Annotated in this window: 17 protein-coding genes; all 17 read left to right on the top strand. The window is 51.4% G+C overall.

The features are described from left to right. Window positions 1-57 precede the first annotated feature (57 nt). Entirely contained in the window at window positions 58-2,460 is a 2,403-nt protein-coding gene (locus ACYVAD_RS24645; protein ID WP_461142211.1) for a TonB-dependent receptor, read from the top strand. Between the two features lie 135 nt (window positions 2,461-2,595). Next, window positions 2,596-3,378 carry a M48 family metallopeptidase gene (locus ACYVAD_RS24640; RefSeq protein WP_461142210.1) on the top strand — a complete coding sequence of 261 codons (783 nt, stop codon included), beginning with the start codon at window positions 2,596-2,598 and terminating at the stop codon, window positions 3,376-3,378. A gap of 160 nt (window positions 3,379-3,538) precedes the next feature. Next, entirely contained in the window at window positions 3,539-3,985 is a 447-nt protein-coding gene (locus tag ACYVAD_RS24635) for a DUF2141 domain-containing protein (protein ID WP_461142209.1), read from the top strand. Window positions 3,986-4,186: 201 nt separating this feature from the next. Then, window positions 4,187-5,053 (top strand): SDR family oxidoreductase, encoded by an 867-nt coding sequence (locus ACYVAD_RS24630; protein ID WP_461142208.1) that lies wholly within the window; start codon window positions 4,187-4,189, stop codon window positions 5,051-5,053. Between the two features lie 76 nt (window positions 5,054-5,129). Then, window positions 5,130-5,735, top strand: a complete 606-nt coding sequence (locus tag ACYVAD_RS24625; protein WP_461142207.1) for a gluconate 2-dehydrogenase subunit 3 family protein — start codon at window positions 5,130-5,132, stop codon at window positions 5,733-5,735. Window positions 5,736-5,747: 12 nt separating this feature from the next. Further along, the gene (locus ACYVAD_RS24620) at window positions 5,748-7,301 is read left to right on the top strand and encodes a GMC family oxidoreductase (protein WP_461142206.1); all 1,554 of its coding nucleotides are present in this window, start codon (window positions 5,748-5,750) and stop codon (window positions 7,299-7,301) included. Window positions 7,302-7,355: 54 nt separating this feature from the next. After that, window positions 7,356-8,693, top strand: coding sequence for a family 1 glycosylhydrolase (locus ACYVAD_RS24615; protein WP_461142205.1), 1,338 nt, complete (start codon window positions 7,356-7,358; stop codon window positions 8,691-8,693). After that, on the top strand, window positions 8,693-9,463 hold the full coding sequence (locus ACYVAD_RS24610) for an alpha/beta fold hydrolase (protein ID WP_461142204.1): 771 nt from the start codon (window positions 8,693-8,695) through the stop codon (window positions 9,461-9,463). The genes ACYVAD_RS24615 and ACYVAD_RS24610 overlap by 1 nt, the downstream gene beginning before the upstream one ends. Before the next feature lie 244 nt (window positions 9,464-9,707). Next, complete coding sequence (locus ACYVAD_RS24605) at window positions 9,708-11,159, top strand: anthranilate synthase component I family protein (protein ID WP_461142203.1); 1,452 nt, start codon at window positions 9,708-9,710, stop codon at window positions 11,157-11,159. 104 nt (window positions 11,160-11,263) lie between these two features. Further along, a complete protein-coding gene (locus tag ACYVAD_RS24600) occupies window positions 11,264-11,827 on the top strand; it encodes an anthranilate synthase component II (RefSeq protein WP_461142202.1) in 564 nt (187 codons plus the stop codon). 101 nt (window positions 11,828-11,928) lie between these two features. Continuing rightward, window positions 11,929-12,915, top strand: a complete 987-nt coding sequence (gene trpD / locus ACYVAD_RS24595; protein WP_461142201.1) for an anthranilate phosphoribosyltransferase — start codon at window positions 11,929-11,931, stop codon at window positions 12,913-12,915. Next, a complete protein-coding gene (gene trpC / locus ACYVAD_RS24590) occupies window positions 12,912-13,721 on the top strand; it encodes an indole-3-glycerol phosphate synthase TrpC (protein ID WP_461142200.1) in 810 nt (269 codons plus the stop codon). The genes trpD and trpC overlap by 4 nt, the downstream gene beginning before the upstream one ends. An 11-nt stretch (window positions 13,722-13,732) precedes the next feature. After that, the gene (locus ACYVAD_RS24585; protein ID WP_461142199.1) at window positions 13,733-14,380 is read left to right on the top strand and encodes a phosphoribosylanthranilate isomerase; all 648 of its coding nucleotides are present in this window, start codon (window positions 13,733-13,735) and stop codon (window positions 14,378-14,380) included. Between the two features lie 15 nt (window positions 14,381-14,395). After that, a complete protein-coding gene (trpB, locus tag ACYVAD_RS24580; protein ID WP_461142198.1) occupies window positions 14,396-15,595 on the top strand; it encodes a tryptophan synthase subunit beta in 1,200 nt (399 codons plus the stop codon). Between the two features lie 73 nt (window positions 15,596-15,668). Further along, a complete protein-coding gene (trpA, locus tag ACYVAD_RS24575; protein WP_461142197.1) occupies window positions 15,669-16,460 on the top strand; it encodes a tryptophan synthase subunit alpha in 792 nt (263 codons plus the stop codon). A gap of 18 nt (window positions 16,461-16,478) precedes the next feature. After that, window positions 16,479-17,081 (top strand): bifunctional phosphoribosyl-AMP cyclohydrolase/phosphoribosyl-ATP diphosphatase HisIE, encoded by a 603-nt coding sequence (gene hisIE, locus ACYVAD_RS24570; RefSeq protein ID WP_461142196.1) that lies wholly within the window; start codon window positions 16,479-16,481, stop codon window positions 17,079-17,081. Between the two features lie 79 nt (window positions 17,082-17,160). Then, the gene (locus ACYVAD_RS24565; RefSeq protein ID WP_461142195.1) at window positions 17,161-17,496 is read left to right on the top strand and encodes a phage holin family protein; all 336 of its coding nucleotides are present in this window, start codon (window positions 17,161-17,163) and stop codon (window positions 17,494-17,496) included. Window positions 17,497-17,501 lie beyond the last annotated feature (5 nt).

Genomic DNA, 17,501 nt, shown 5'->3' with positions numbered 1-17,501 from the left:
TGATCGTCAAAAGTGGATTTTGGGGCTGTCGTACCTTTGCGGGAAATCCGTAACTCCATGTTTACTCTCCGTTCCCTTTGTGCGTTGCTGGGAATTTTTCTGCTGCACCAGTCGCTAAAGGCACAATCCATTCCGTTCCGTGTTCGCGTCCAGGAAACAAACCGGCAACCGATCGTCGGCGCTACGTTACAGCTAACGGATCGAGCGGATACAACCCGTCGCCTGTATGCCATCACCGACAGTGTCGGTACCGCTAGCTTTCAGGTCAAATCAGCCGGAAATTATTTGCTGCTCGTGACAACGGTAGGATTCAAACCTATCCGCCGGGTTGTGCAGCCCACGACGGGAAAGCCATCACTGACGCTGGTGATGGAACAGGACAACGTTCTGTTACAGGGCGTATCGGTAACGGCGGCTAAACCACTCGTGAGTCAGGAGGATGATAAAACCATCGTCGATCCCGAGCCGATTGCCGCTACCAGCACGAGTGCCTACGAGATCATGGAAAAAACGCCGGGCCTGTTTCTGGATCCCGACGGTAATGTATACCTGAGCAGCACGACCCCCGCGACCATCTACATCAACGGTCGGGAACAGAAGATGAGCGCGGCCGATATTGCCTCGATCCTGAAAAGTCTGCCGCCGAACAGCATCGCGCGAATGGAGATTCTGCGCACGCCATCGGCCCGGTATGATGCCAGCGGAAGCGGGGGCGTGGTGAATATCATCCTGAAAAAAGGCGTCAATCTGGGCATGACGGGTTCGGTGAACGCGGGATTCAATCAGGGACGATTCGGTAATCAATTCGTGGGCGTCAACATCAACAACTCCCGAAACGGTAATAGTACGTATCTAAACCTGAACTATACCAATCGAAACTCGTACGAGCAGATACAAAGCAGCCGGAACTTTACGCCAGATTCGGTATTGCGGCAGGATGCGTATACCACCTTTCCCGCTCAGGTATTTTACGTTGGATACGGGGCTGGCTTTGCCTTATCAAAGAAATGGGATCTTAACCTCGACGGGCGCTTTTCCTGGAACCAGAATAAGTCATACGCCAGCAACGACAACATGATTAGCCAGATCAGTTCGGGGCGGTTACTGTCTGACAATCTGAACTACGTTGGCAATAACAATCGGGTGCTCTCATTCAGCCAGGGAATTGCGACAAAATACAAAATCGATACGCTCGGCTCGGAGCTGACAACCGATGTTTCTTACAATTTTATTGGTAATCGCGGGCTACAGGACTTCTCAACCCGTTACCTACTACCCGAGCGCACGGGTACAATGGGCGATGGTACGTTCACCAACCAGCGGCATTTGATGGCCGCGCAGGCCGATCTGAAATACAAACTGTTTCCGACGGTCCTGCTGGAGACCGGCGTCAAAACGACGATGCAACGGTTCAGTAGCGATGCGGCTTACTTCAATCAAACCGGGCCGAATCGAGTGCCGGATCAGTTCCGGACGAACGTGTTCGATTACCGCGAGAATATCAACGCGGGGTACGTGCAGGCGTCCAAAACGCTGGGATCTTTTCTGCTGAAGGGGGGCGTTCGTGTGGAGAATACAAACATGGACGGTCGGCAGCGCGTACCAGCCGATACGTCCTTTCGAATTAACCGCACCGACTTCTTTCCTTACGTGTACCTGAGTCGGCGGCTGGCTAAGATCGCGGGCTATGAGTTACGGAGTTATCTGGTCTATCGCCGGTCCATCACCCGGCCGAGCTACGAATACCTGAATCCATTTGCCCGTTACGTTGATCAGTATCTCTACGAACAAGGCAATCCGGCGTTACGGCCTCAATTCACCGAAAACTACGAAGTGAACGTCAGCGTGGAGGACCGCCCGGTCTTCGCTATCGGACAGAACTACACCCGGGATATTTTTACGAATGTTGTCTATCAGGACCAACGAAACCGGAGCATTGCCTACCGTACGTACGATAACCTTGGGTCGAATAAGGAAACCTATTTTCGATTGTTGGGTGCCGTGCCACCGATGAGCCGTTACTTTTTTGTGGCCGGGATTCAATACAATTACAACGAATACTCCGGTGTTTACGAAGACCGACCGTTGAACTTCAAACGAGGCAGCTGGACGTTTTTTACGTTCCATTCGTTTAAGATCGACAAACGCTCGACGGCTACGCTCAACGGGTTTTTTCGCACGAAAGGACAGTTGCAATTCTACGAGCTGAGCAATTTTGGGACGCTCAACGTGAGCGTCAACCGGAAATTCATGCAGGACAAGCTGATGCTTACCTTGACTGGAAACGATCTGCTCTTTACCAATTTTTACCGGTTTACGTTGCAACAGGGCAGCGTCGTAGCGAGTGGTTTGCGCCGAAACGATACCCGCCGATTTGGACTGACACTGCGTTACAACTTTGGGATTCGGAAGCGCGAGGAAAAAACGAACATGTTCAATATCGAAGCGCCAACACCTTAGAAGTCGTGGACGTTACGTGGTGTAGTTTTTGGGTAAGGGGTTAATAATGAGTGGCTTGTCTTTTATTTGTAAGGCTCGTCCTAAACCTTTGCCCCCTTTCGTTCGTCAATAGTGGGATATCATCGATTCCTAGCTATGTTTTCATACCAAATCATAAAAAGAGCCGTTGGCTTATCGCTTATCTTACTTGGACTTTCTGACGCAGTGATGGCTCAGGGAGCCGGGAATCTGGTTCAGGGAGCACTCGATCTCGCTAATTCCTACCGACTAACGAATGCTCAGGTAGCAACGTACTCCAAACAGGCCGTCCAGAAAATGGACGCCGAAAATCCTGTCGCGGGGCCTAACGATCCGTACGCCCAGCGGCTGAATCGGATCGTTAGCCGACTTCGGACGATCAACGGGACACCGATCAATTATAAAGTGTATCTGGTCAAGGACGTAAACGCCTTTGCCACGGCTGACGGTAGTGTACGGGTATTCAAAGGGCTGATGGACCTGATGAGTGATCAGGAAGTACTGGCCGTGATTGGTCACGAGATCGGTCACGTGGCTAATCAGGATTCGCGCGATGCCATGAAGCAAGCGTTCAAGCGGTCAGCCATCCGAAACGGTGGGGCTGCCCTACCGGGGGTCGTTGGGTCGCTGGCCCGGTCGCAGGTGGGTGGTATTGCTGACCAATTGGTTGGCGCCAAGTTTAGCCGAAAGCAGGAAACCGAAGCTGACGATTACAGCTATAATTTCTTGAAGCGGAACGGCTATAACGTGATTGCCCTGGCTACCTCGTTTGAAAAACTGGCCAAGGCGAGCGGGGGCGGTAGTAATAAGATGCTGCAATTTATGTCATCGCACCCCGATAGCCAGGCCCGTGCGCAACGAATTCGTGACCGCGCTCGGCAGGATGGCTTGGCTCGTTAGGTGAGTAAAACGGCTTTTCAAGCGTCCCTGGGCGATTTTATTCGTCCCTGCTATTGCTGTTTGTCCCGCTATCGTGCCAAACGTCCCTTTGATTTGGTCGGACTCGGGTGGATCGTTACGTTTGAATCGTAAATCAAACAACACGTAAATCTACAGAGTCATGAAAACGATCATTACCACCCTGAGCCTGCTTCTTTTTGTTTGTGCGTTCTCTTTTGGTAACCCTGGCGGAATGGTAGCTGACACGGCTACGCACAAGCTGACCGTTACGCTCTCCGGGGTGAACAAGCGGAGTGGTAAAGTTTATATTGGGCTGGCCAACGATAGTAAATCGTTCAATGGACAGTCTGTCGTTCAGAAAAGTGTAGATGTGCCCGCTTCCGGGGAGATCAGCGTTACGTTCGACGGTCTGAAAGCAGGGCGTTACGCCGTGCGGGTGTACCAGGATTTAAACGACAACCAGAAAATTGATATGTCGGGTATGATGCCTACCGAGCCCTTCGGCTTCTCGAACGTAAGCGTACTGATGGGGCCGCCGGATTTTGACCAGAGCGCCTTTGATCTGGACGCCGACAAGAGCATCGTTATTTCGATGATCGAGATGTAATACCTAGTGTATAAGTAGACTATTTTATAAGTGTCCTTAGAGAGCCGCTCAATTCTGAGCGGCTCTTTTCGTGTTTGTACAACAAAAAGGTACAACAAAAAGGTACAACAGCGGTTTACAAATCTTATAATATACGATTACTGTGACTTCGTGACCACAGTTCGACAAAGTCGTTTGTTTACCGAATACTCAACCCGCGTTATGGATCAAACAGAATTTCGGCCAGAAGCCAAGGAAATGCCTGGACAGCAGTTGCCTTATCCAGCCAAGCAGTCGGACATGGACCCCGCCCCCGATAGTGACCTGTCGAACTATAAATCCGCTAACAAGCTAACCGATAAAGTTGCCATCATCACCGGGGCTGACTCGGGAATTGGCCGGGCGGTAGCCATTGCGTTTGCGATGGAAGGTGCTAAGGTGGCTATTGCATACAACGAAAACACCGACGATGCCAACGAGACCAAACGACTGGTTGAAAGTAAAGGCGGCTCCTGCCTGGTTATTCAGGCCGACGTACGTAGCTCGGCAGCCTGCAAGGACATCGTGAAGCAGACAGTAGACCACTACGGCAAACTGAATATTCTGGTCAACAATGCCGCCTTTCAAATGGCGCAGCAAAACCTGGAGGATATTACCGAAGAGCAACTCCGTCGCAGTTTCGATACCAATATCATTGCCTATTTCTTCATGGCACAGGCTGCACTGCCGCACCTGAACGAGGGAGATGCTATTGTCAATACAGGAAGTATCGTCGGGATTGTCGGCAACCCAATTCTAGTGGATTACACGGCAACGAAAGGCGCTATTCATGCCTTCACCAAGTCGCTGGCTATCCAGTTGGGCAAGAAGAAAATTCGGGTCAACTGCGTAGCGCCCGGCCCGGTCTGGACGCCCAATATTCCAGGGACTATGCCCGAAGACGAAGTGCAGAACTTTGGCCACGAGGTTGCCATGGCGCGTCCCGGTCAACCGGAAGAATTAGCACCGGCTTACGTGCTGCTAGCATCGAACGATGGTAGTTTCATGACTGGGAGCATTGTCGAGGTGACAGGAGGGAAACTAGGTTAGGGCAGACACGAATCAACGAAAACAACTGGTTGTACGTCGGCTAACAACGTGTGTAGCAGTACGTAATACACAAATTATGAACACCTTTTATCATTATCCTGATGGAACCGTTCGGGCACTGCTCAACACGGATCAGGTTACCGACGCTACTCGCCAGGCTCTTACCGAACGGCTTGATAAGCAACTTCAGGCTCCTCAGTTCTTTTCCGAATCCGAGCTAGAACTACTTCAGGTCATTTGCAACCGGCTGATACCCCAACCAGATCGATCCCAGCCCATCGACATCGCTGGCGGAATCGACGAAAGACTGGCTGGGAACAAGTCAGATGGATGGCGTTATGACACTATGCCTGCCGACGGGGATGCTTATCGGACAGGATTGCAAGGCATTGACGAAAGCGCACAAGCCCTATTTGAACAACCATTTCGGCAACTAACCGGCGAACAGCAGGACGACGTACTCCGTCGCGTACAGGCTGCGGACGCACCGGGTACTATCTGGGATCAGATTCCTGCCGAACGGTTTTTTGAAGAGATGCTAGCCGAAGCCGTTGGTGCCTACTATAGCCATCCACTGGCGCAAGAAGAGATTGGGTATGTCGGTATGGCCGACGTACCGACCTGGCAACGTATTCAGTTGAACGATCTGGAAGCTCGTGAACCTAAACCACTCGGCCAGTAATTCCGCCATTCTATGAAACAATACACAACGAACGAAACGGTCGATGCGGTTATCATCGGCACGGGTGCTGGTGGTGCGCCACTACTAGCCCGATTAGCTGGTGCGGGTCTGAAGGTGGTGGCTCTGGAAGCCGGCAAGTACTGGGACCCCAAAAAAGATTTTCCGACCGACGAGAAAGCACAAGACAAACTTTTTTGGAACGATGAACGCTTAAGCGCCGGAGAAGATCCACTGCCCTTCGGTAGCAACAACTCCGGCACGGGCGTGGGTGGCTCGACGCTGCACTACACGGCGTATACCCCTCGGGTTCACCCCGACGATTTGAAAATCAGAACCGAGTTTGGGGTTGGCGAAGACTGGCCGATTGATTTTGAAGAAATTGCGCAGTACTACGACGAAGTCGAACACTTCATTGGTGTATCCGGTCCAGCCACGTATCCCTGGGGACCTGCCCGAAAACGGTCGTACCCCCTGGGGCCGCTTCCTATTAACGGTGCCGGCCAGCTTATGGAACGGGGCTGTAAGGACGTCGGTATCAAAACGGCTCCGGCCGCCAACGCGGCTTTATCAGCGGGCTATTATCAGGAGGGCGTCGGGCATCGACCTGCCTGTGCAAACCGGGGGTTCTGTCAGGCAGGATGCAACATAGGGGCCAAAGCCAGTATGGACGTAACGTACATCCCGCTGGCGTTCAGCAAAGGCGCCGAAGTGCGCCCCGAGTGTTTCGTAACCCAGTTGATCCGCGACGCTTCCGGCAAAATCAGCGAAGTCGTTTATATCCGTAATGGACAGGAAGAGCGGCAGCGTTGCCGCTACGTGTTTCTCTGCGCGGGTACTATTGAAACAGCACGACTTCTGCTTATGAACAATCTCGCCAACAGCAGTGGTCAGGTGGGCCGTAATGTTATGGCGCACCCTGGCCTACAGATCTGGGGTGAATTTGATGAAGACATTCGCCCTTACAAAGGCATTCCCGGCGCGCTGATTTCGGAAGACATGCACCGTGCTGCCGATGCAGACTTTGTGGGGGGGTACCTGCTTCAGTCCATTGGGGTGATGCCGGTTACCTACATGCAGCAGATGGCGCGGGGACGTGGACTCTGGGGCCAGGACCTCAAACGGGCAGCTTCGGCCTACAACCACGTAGCAGGCATCAATATTCTGGGCGACTGTCTTCCCTATGAGCATAATTACATGGAGCTATCGGAGGAGAAAGATGTCCGTGGTCTACCCAAGCCTCGCGTCTACTTTACCAATGGAGAAAGCGAGGTACGTATGACAGCGCATGCGAACAAAGTAATGCGAGAGATCTGGGAAGCCGCCGGTGCTAAAAATATCTGGGCGTTCCCCCGGAATGCTCACGTCATCGGAACCTGTCGCATGGGGAACAATGGCGACCGGGCTGTAGTCAACGCTGATGGCCAGTCATTCGACATTCCTAATTTATACATCAGCGATAATTCAACCTTTCCAAGTGCGCTAAGCGTCAATCCGGCCCTGACAATCATGGCCCTATCGCTACGTACCGCTGACCGATTCCTGACGAGCCGCAACCGGCTGGATTAATTTGAATACAACACACTAATTAACGTGGAGCCCTGCTCTTGAACAGTAAACAACATGCCAAAAGGATTCTTAAATAGTATCAAAAAGAAATATGGTCACGGCGGTTACGACGGTGATGAGTTTGGGGGCGCTGGCGGTCACGATGGTAGTGGTTTTCCCAATGCTGATGCTGGTAACTTCATGTTCGCGACCGGGATTGAGTGTTCGTACCCAACGATCGAAAACGGTAAGGTTCGACGCGATCAACTGCGTGAATGCGGCCATTACGATCGGTACAAGGAAGACCTGGGCCTGGTGAAAGAGTTAGGCTTGAACGTACTCCGGTACGGGCTTCCTTACTACAGCATTCACCAGGGGCCGGGTAAATTCGACTGGAGCTTCGCCGATGAGGCTATGGCCGAAATAAAACGGTTGAAAATCACGCCCATTCTGGACCTGATGCACTTTGGCGTTCCTGACTGGGTAGGTGATTTTCAGAACCCCGACTTGCCCGTTCTTTTCGCCGAGTATGCAGCCGCTGTTGCGGATCGTTATCCCTGGGTACGATTCTATACGCCCGTCAACGAGATTTACGTAACTGCCCGGATCAGCGCTAAAGACGGCGTCTGGAACGAACAACTAAAGTCAGACAAAGCGTTTGTAACAGCCATGAAGCATGCCGTAGCGGCCAGTATCATGGGAACGCAGCAGATTGTTAAGCGACGTAATGACTGCGTGATTGTACAGAGCGAGAGCGCCGAGTATACTCATGAGCTATGCGCAACGCCCTCCCCGCAGGTATCGCTTGATAATGAACTCCGTTTTCTATCACTTGACCTGCTATATGCCAACCCACCTTCGGCTACGGTCAGTATGTACCTGATGGACAACGGGATGACGCGAGAGGAATATGACTGGTTCATGGCCGGAAAACCGCCAGGTTATCAGATCATGGGGAATGACTATTACGGACGGAACGAGCGTATTCGGCTTTCGGACGGTTCTATTCAGATATCGATGGACGTACTGGGTTGGTACGAGATTACGAAGGACTATTACATGCGTTACCGGATGCCAGTAATGCATACGGAAACCAACGTATTCGAAGCGGAGGATGCGCCGATGTGGCTACGCAAGCAGTGGATAGGGATTATGCGTATGCGTCGTGATGGTGTACCGGTATTAGGATTTACCTGGTACAGCCTGATTGACCAGATCGACTGGGATACCCAGCTGGGAGAACAAAACAATCGAGTAAATGCCTGCGGACTGTATGACTTGGACCGCAAACCCCGCCCGGTTGCAGAAGCTTATAGAAGTCTGTTGAAAGAGTTTGGTCAGATTACGATCGTTCCCTACGCGGAGATGCTGGAAATCACGGATCGACCCGCCCGTCTGAAAGTGAACGTCTGATGAAACGACTAATTAACGGCGTTAACCTGAACGTGCTGGAGCAGGGAAGTGGAGCCTTAACGCTTGTGTTCCTGCATTACTTTGGTGGGTCGGCATTGGAGTGGCAGGCGGTAATGAATCAGCTTGCGGACGAATACAAATGTGTAGCCGTCGATCTGCGTGGTTGTGGCGATTCGGACGCGTCAGAATCGGGCTACTCCGTAGAAGATATGGCTGATGATGTCGCTACGCTCATTCAGGATTTATCAATCGACCAATTTGTCTTGGTTGGGCACTCGATGAGCGGAAAAGTAGCCATGCAGCTGGCGTCCCGGCGGCCGAAAGGCTTACGGCAACTTTTACTGGTATCGCCTTCGCCACCGCGTCCGGAGCCAATCCCCGACGAAGATCGGGAAGAGATGCGTAAAACGCATGGCCAGCGGGCAGCGGCCGAAAAGACCTTTGAGAAAATCACCGTTCGTCCGGTCTCTAACGACGTGAAAGATCAAATCATTGCCGACAACCTGCGTACGTCTGCTCCGGCCTGGAATGCCTGGCTGACGCTAGGGAGTAAGGAGGACATTGCTGATCAGATGGTTTCAGTCGATGTGCCAGTTGCTATTATTGTTGGGTCAGACGATAAGGCTTTAGCTCCCGAAGTTCAACAAGAGCTGACGATTCCCTATCTGAAAAACGTGACGATAGAGACGATCGGAAGAGCCGGGCACTTGCTACCCTGGGAGACTCCGGACGAGCTGGCCACGTTCATTCGCAAAAAAATTGTTAGCTAGTTTGTTTGTACCGTACTGAAGCGTTTATATTTGTGCCATCCTTCGGGGTACGTAGGTGTGTCGGAACAAGTTGGACATACTGGCAAACGAAAAGAACAATGAATAATTCGGTAAATAACATGATCTGGTGGTGGCATTCTTCTCATTTGGGATGAAGGTTGCCGCTATTGTTATATGCCAATAGATTTTAAAGGCCCACCGTCATCCCGGTGGGCCTTCTTTTTTATCCTGATTTTCCGAAACCATGCAAACAAGTTCACCAACAGCAACTACCTACCGCGTTGTCAGTCGCCATAAGCGTATGCTGGCTGACATTATTACGCCCGTCAGTATTTACCTACGCGTTCGAGATCGCTTTCTAAACAGCATCCTGCTCGAGAGTTCCGACTACCACGGGAATGAGAATAGCTTTTCGTACATCGCTTTCGATCCCGTCGCCCGGTTCTCGTATGAATTAACAGGGGCATCAGGTGAACTAACGGTTCGAATGCCGGGCGAAGACGAACAGCGAACAACGACGTCACCGGCGGGCGTCCTGTCAGCATTGCAGCAGTTTAAAGACAGCTTTATTCACGAGAAAGCTGCCTTCCCGTTTATTACGAACGGGCTGTTTGGCTACTTCGGGTATCCGGCGGTACAGAGTTTTGAAGACATTACGTTACAGGCCCCCGTTCCAACCGAAAATCAGATTCCGGCTGCGGTCTTTTCGGTGTATCGTTACGTATTAGCGATCAACCACTTTAAAGACGAGCTGTATCTATTTGAACACAGCTATCTGCGTGACGGCGATACTGAGTCAGAGAGTACGTTGGATTACATCAGCGATCTGATCACAGGGCGCAATTACCCAACTTATTCATTCAGTCCAACTGGCCCCGAGCAGTCGAATTTTACGGATGACGAGTTCAGAGAGGTCATTCAAAAGGGAAAAGACCACTGCCAGCGGGGCGACGTATTTCAGATTGTACTGTCGCGTCGTTTCTCGACTCCTTTCCAGGGCGATGACCTGAACGTATACCGGTCGTTACGTTCCCTAAATCCCTCACCTTACTTGTTCTACTTCGATTACGGTAATTACAAACTGTTTGGCTCCTCACCCGAATCGCAGATTGTGGTGAAGAACCGACAGGCAACGATTTACCCCATTGCCGGTACGTTCCGGCGCACGGGCGATGACATTCGTGATGCCGAACTCGCTCAGAAACTTTACGACGATCCGAAAGAATCAGCCGAGCACGTCATGCTGGTCGACCTGGCCCGCAATGACCTGAGCCGCAACTGCGACGTCGTGAATGTGGAGACGTTCAAAGAGATTCAATACTACTCCCACGTCATTCATCTGGTCTCGAAAGTGGTCGGTAACCTAACTGAAACCGCCGATCCACTTCAGATTGTCGCCGAAACGTTTCCGGCCGGTACGTTGTCGGGCGCACCAAAGCATAACGCGATGCAACTGATCGACCGCTACGAAAACATCAGCCGTAGTTTTTACGCGGGAAGTATCGGCTACATGGGATTTGACGGCGAGTTCAACCATGCTATCATGATCCGTACGTTCATGAGTAAAGATAATACGTTATACTACCAGGCTGGGGCTGGCGTCGTGGCCAAGTCGGTCGTGGAGAGTGAATTACAGGAAGTGCACAATAAACTGGCCGCCCTCCGGATGGCCATTGAACAAGCGAAAAAGATATAAAAAGGAGGAAAGGGAGGATGGAGGAAAGGAGAAAGGGATTTGATGATAGTTTCCCTCTTCTCCTTCCTCCATCCTCCTCTCCTCCCTTTCCTCCTCTCCTTCTTATGAAACTCCTAGTCTTAGATAACTACGATTCATTCACCTACAACCTCGTGTATATTCTGCGGGAGTTGGGGCACCGGCCGGATGTGATCCGGAATAATAAAATAGCTCTTGAAGACGTAGGACAGTACGACAAAATTCTGCTGTCGCCGGGACCCGGGATTCCGTCTGAAGCTGGAATCATGCAGGACCTGGTCGCCGAATATGGTTCCTCGAAAAGTATTCTGGGTATCTGTCTCGGTCATCAGGGAATCGGTGAAGTATACGGCGCGAAGCTCGAGAATCTGGGTGATGTACTGCATGGTGTAGCGCATCAGATTAGCATTACCGATACATCGGACCCCTTATTTGCTAATGTTCCTGCTGAACTGAAAGTAGGTCGCTATCACTCCTGGACGGTCGTCGGGGATACGATGCCTGCGGACCTGAAAACGACTGCTGTCGACGAGCAAGGCCGCGTAATGGCACTGGCGCACACCCTCTTCGACGTACGTGGCCTGCAATTTCATCCCGAATCGGTCCTCACCGAGAACGGCGTAACCATGATTCAAAACTGGCTAAAATAAAGAGTGAAAGAATGAATGAGCGAAAGAGCGAATGCTCTGCTCTCGCCAATCTTGCGCGCGACAGCCGCTCTTTCATTGTTTCCTCTTTCGCTCTTTATTCCATGAAAGAAATCTTAAATCACCTATTTGCGTACAAATCGCTGACGAAGGAACAGGCTTGTCAGGTCCTGCTGGGCATTGGTCGGGGAGAGTACAATGCTGCCCAGATTGCGTCCTTCCTGACGGTGTATATGATGCGCAGTCTGCGGCTGGAAGAACTGGAAGGCTTTCGCGATGCGATGCTGGAACTTTGTGTACCGGTGAATCTGGAGGCCTACGACCCGATGGACCTATGCGGGACCGGGGGGGATGGCCGTGATACGTTTAACATCTCAACGCTGTCGTCGTTTGTGGTAGCAGGCGCGGGGCAGAGCGTTGCCAAGCACGGTAATCACGGGGTATCGTCGCTGGTTGGTTCGTCAACCATCATGGAGTATCTGGGCTATAGCTTTACCAACGACATCGGCGAGCTACAGCGGAAGATGGAGATGGCTGGCATCTGCTTCCTGCACGCGCCCCTGTTTCATCCAGCTATGAAGAACGTAGCGCCCATTCGACGAGAGCTGGGCGTGAAAACATTTTTCAATGTGCTCGGACCGATGATCAATCCGGCAAAGCCTCAAAAACAGCTTGTTGGGGTGTTTAGCCTTGAATTGGCGCGATTATATGCGTACCTTTATCAGCAAACCGATAAGCGGTTCATGATTGTTCATTCGCTTGACGGATACGATGAAATCTCGCTGACGGGCCCGTTCAAACTCATCAGTAATCTGCGCGAGCAGATTCTGGAACCAGCACAGGTAGGCATGGCGCGATTAACGCCTGAGTCGCTGGCTGGCGGGGAAACACTGGCCGAATCGGCGAAGATTTTCATGAACGTGCTGAACGACGAGGCTACGACCGCTCAGAAGCAGGCAGTGCTGGTTAATTCGGCGATGGCATTGCTGGCCGCCGGGCGGGTTGACAATCGGGAGGATGCTGTGGCGATGGCACGTGAATCACTGGAAAGCAAACGGGCACTAGCTTGTTTTAAGAAGTTGATAGAATGACGATTTTAGACCAGATTGTTGCACAGAAGCGACTGGAAGTAGCCCAGCGAAAAGCCGAAATTGAGGTGGCTACGCTGGAACAAATGCCTGACTTTAAACGGCCTCCCATCTCTGCCCGTAACGCGGTTCAGGATTTTCGGTCAACCGGTATTATTGCTGAGTTCAAGCGTAAATCGCCATCCAAGGGTATCATCAATGATTCAGCCGATGTCGCTAAGACGACACAGGGCTATGTAAAGGCTGGAGCCGCTATACTGTCTGTTCTGACGGATGAGCCGTTTTTTGGCGGCACTCCCGCCGATCTACAGGCAGCTCGGCAGGCCAATCCAGGTACGCCAATTCTGCGTAAAGACTTCATCATTGATCCATATCAGTTATTTGAAGCTAAAGCCTGGGGGGCAGACTTGGTGCTATTGATTGCCACCTGCCTTACCGCCCAGGAAGTTGCTGAATTTAGTGACCTGGCACATAACCTGGGCCTTGAGGTGTTGCTGGAGGTGCACGACGAAGAGGAGCTTGATCGATCGCTGGGCGTTAACATTGATCTGGTTGGTGTCAACAACCGGAACCTCAAAACCTTCGTTACCAACATCGATACGTCGTTACAGTTGGTCGAGCGGATTCCCGATACGTACGCAAAAATCACGGAAAGTGGGCTCCACGATCCCGCTACGATGCGCCAGCTGATGCAGGCGGGCTACGACGGATTTCTAATTGGGGAAGCATTCATGAAAACAAATGACCCTGCGACTGCGCTAGCTAGTTTGGTCGAGGCCTATACATCAGCTATTTCCTTGTCCATCTAACTTGTACAGTCATGAAAATCAAAGTATGTGGTCTGCGGGATGCCGACAATCTGAAAGAAATTGCCGCCCTGCATCCTGATTTTGTTGGGTTTATTTTCTTCGACAAGTCGCCCCGTTACGTCGGCGACGATCTTGACGAAGAAGTGGTAAAGAGCTTACCTCGATCCATTCGTAAAGTAGGCGTCTTTGTTAACGCCAGCCCAGAGTTCATTTTGCGGATGGTCAAGAAATTTGATTTTCAGTACGTACAATTACACGGTAACGAAACCCCCGACTACTGCCGAAGTCTTCGCAACCGGGGAATCAATATTATCAAGGCATTCCGGGTCGATGAGTCGTTCAACTTCTCGATGTTGAACAACTACAAAGCCCAGTGCGATTTCTTTCTCTTCGATGCCAAAGGCGATCAGCCCGGCGGTAACGGTGTTACGTTCGACTGGAGCATCCTGAGTCGGTACGACAATGAGAAACCTTTCTTCATCAGTGGCGGTATTGGTCTGGATAACCTCGATCAATTGGACGCGCTGAAAGGTATGAAACTCTACGGCGTGGATGTCAATAGTCAGGTTGAAGTTGAGCCGGGTGTTAAGGATGTGGCGAAAGTAAAAGAGCTGATTAACCGCCTGCGCCCGATTGAGAAGGAAGAGGAAACAATTTAGTTAAGCATCTATTTCATGCAGACTACTCTCGAACCAACTACCTCGTTTGAGGTATCCAATAAAGGTTTTTACGGCCGTTTTGGTGGAGCTTTCATTCCAGAAATGCTTTATCCAAACGTTGAAGAACTTCGCCAAAGTTATCTGGATATTATTGCCGATCCGACGTTTCAGGCGGAGTTCTGGCAGTTGCTGGAAGATTACGTTGGTCGGCCAACACCGCTATTTCTTGCTAAACGACTGTCGGCGGAGCTCGGTGCGACAATCTACCTGAAGCGGGAAGATCTGTGTCATACCGGTGCTCACAAAATTAATAACACAATCGGGCAGATACTGGTCGCGCAGCGGCTCGGTAAGAAACGGATCGTAGCCGAAACCGGCGCTGGTCAGCACGGTGTTGCCACGGCAACGGTCTGCGCACTGATGGGCCTGGAATGCATTGTCTACATGGGAGCCGTCGATATGGAGCGCCAGAAGCCCAACGTCGACCGCATGCGGATGCTGGGCGCTACGGTTGTTCCCGCTACGTCGGGTAGCCAGACCCTAAAGGACGCGACCAATGAAGCCATGCGACACTGGATTAACAATCCTATCGATACGCACTACATCATTGGTTCAGTTGTCGGACCGCACCCGTATCCGGACATGGTCGCCCGGTTCCAGTCGGTTATCTCGCAGGAAGTCCGGAAGCAACTAGCCGAGAAAACGGGTAAAGAAACGCCCGATTACGTAGTTGCCTGCGTTGGGGGAGGAAGTAATGCCGCTGGCGCATTCTACCATTTCCTGAACGAGCCATCCGTTCGTCTGGTAGCCGCCGAAGCGGCTGGACAGGGCGTTACGTCGGGCCACTCGGCGGCTACGACAGCGCTTGGCAAACCGGGAGTACTGCACGGTAGCCGCACCATTCTCATGCAGACCGAAGATGGTCAGGTAACAGAGCCTTATTCGATTTCGGCGGGGCTGGATTATCCGGGTATCGGTCCCTTGCATGCACACTTGTTTGATTCGGGTCGGGGCGATTTCTACGCTATAACCGATGACGAAGCACTGGCAGCTGGTTTCCAGTTGAGCAAATTGGAAGGTATCATTCCGGCGCTCGAATCGGCGCACGCGCTGGCGGCTCTGTCTAAGATGAATCTTCAGGCTGAAGACGTCGTTGTTCTCTGCCTGTCGGGGCGGGGTGACAAAGATTTGAGTACGTATTCCAAACACTTATAGTCGTTCGTAATCAGTCAGATCAGTGGTTATGTTGCTACAGACCGATGATCGTGAGCGCGGCAATTGACCACCTATGACTACAGCAATCATCCAGAATCGTATTACGGACCTTTTTGCGCAAAAGAACGAGCGATTACTGAACGTATATTTTACCGCCGGTTTCCCGAAACTAGATGACACCCTGACTATCCTGCGTGGTTTGCAGGCGGCTGGTGTCGATCTGGTAGAAATTGGCATGCCTTATTCTGATCCGGTAGCCGACGGCGAAACCATTCAGCAAAGCAATGGTGTAGCGCTGGAAAACGGCATGTCGCTGAAAGCGCTGTTTGCGCAACTAGCTGAATGCCGGCAGGAAATCACAGTGCCAATTCTGCTGATGGGCTATATCAATCCTGTACTGCAGTTTGGTATCGAAAACTTCTGCCGGATGTGCCGGGCTGTGGGGGTTGATGGCGTTATTCTTCCTGATCTGCCGCTTGACCTGTACATTGATGAGTACGCTGAAACCTTCCGAGAGTACGGTATTCTCAACGTTCACCTGATTACGCCACAGACTTCCGATGAACGTATCCGGTTTATCGATGAAGAATCAGATGGGTTCATCTACATGGTATCATCGGCCAGTATTACGGGTTCGGTTAGCGGAATCAGTGATCCGATGCGGGGGTATTTTGAACGGATTCAGGCCATGAATCTGCGGAATCCTCGCCTGATCGGTTTCGGTATCAATAACCACGAAACGTTCGACACCGCTAGTCAGTACGCCAATGGAGCTATCGTAGGCAGCGCATTCATTCGCCATCTGGAGCAGCAGGGAACTTCGCCCGAAAGCATTAGCGCCTTTGTTAAGACGATTCGGGCGTAGCCGACTACCTTTGCACCCATGAATGAGATTAACTTCGATAAATCGCCCGACGGGCTCATTCCCGCTGTCATCCAAGACGCTGAAACGGGCAAGGTGCTGATGTTGGGTTATATGAACCAGGAAGCGTACGACAAAACCGTAGCGGAAAATGTTGTTACGTTCTTTAGCCGAAGCAAACAACGGCTCTGGACCAAAGGCGAAACGTCCAATAATTTCCTGCACGTAGAAAACCTGCTGGTAGACTGCGATGGCGATACGCTCCTGATCAAAGCCCGCCCGGCCGGACCTACCTGTCATACGGGAGCCGATACCTGTTTTGATGAAGTGAACCGGGGACAGGGACAATTTCTGAACTATCTACAGGGCGTCATTCACGAGCGAAAAGTCAATCCGTCGGACAAGTCGTATACGGCTTCGCTGTTTGGACGGGGCGTGAACAAGATTGCGCAAAAGGTCGGTGAAGAAGCTGTCGAACTGGTTATTGAAGCGAAAGACGATAACGAAGACCTGTTTAAAGGAGAAGCGGCTGATCTGCTATTTCACTTTCTGGTGTTATTAGAGCAGAAAAATCTTGATCTGGACGATATCGTAACTGTTTTGAAGAGTCGTCACGCAAAATAAAGGCTTTGACAAACATTACGTTGAAGTTTGAGGTTCGTGATTCTGAAGTCTATCAGTTCACTACAAAACCTCAACGACAATGGGTTTAATCATACGAATTTTAATTAGCGCGGTGGCGGTTTACGTCGCCAGCATGTTTGTACCGGGCGTTACGGTAACCGGCGGTGTTGGTACATATCTGGTCATTGCGATCGTTCTGGGTCTGCTAAACGCGTTTATCAAGCCAATTCTGACGATCCTGACCATACCAATTACTGTATTAACGCTGGGCCTGTTCCTGTTGGTTATCAACGTGCTAATGGTGTATTTAGCGGCCTCTCTGGTAAGTGGATTTGCAGTCAGCGGTTTCTTTGCGGCTTTGTTCTTCAGTATCATCGTCTCACTCGTTACCGCGCTGATCGACGCTATTGTCTAACTAGC

It is taken from the genome of Spirosoma pomorum (genome assembly GCF_054776615.1).
The sequence above is the reverse complement of the archived record's forward strand: the minus strand, read 5'-3'. Positions and strand labels throughout refer to the sequence as shown.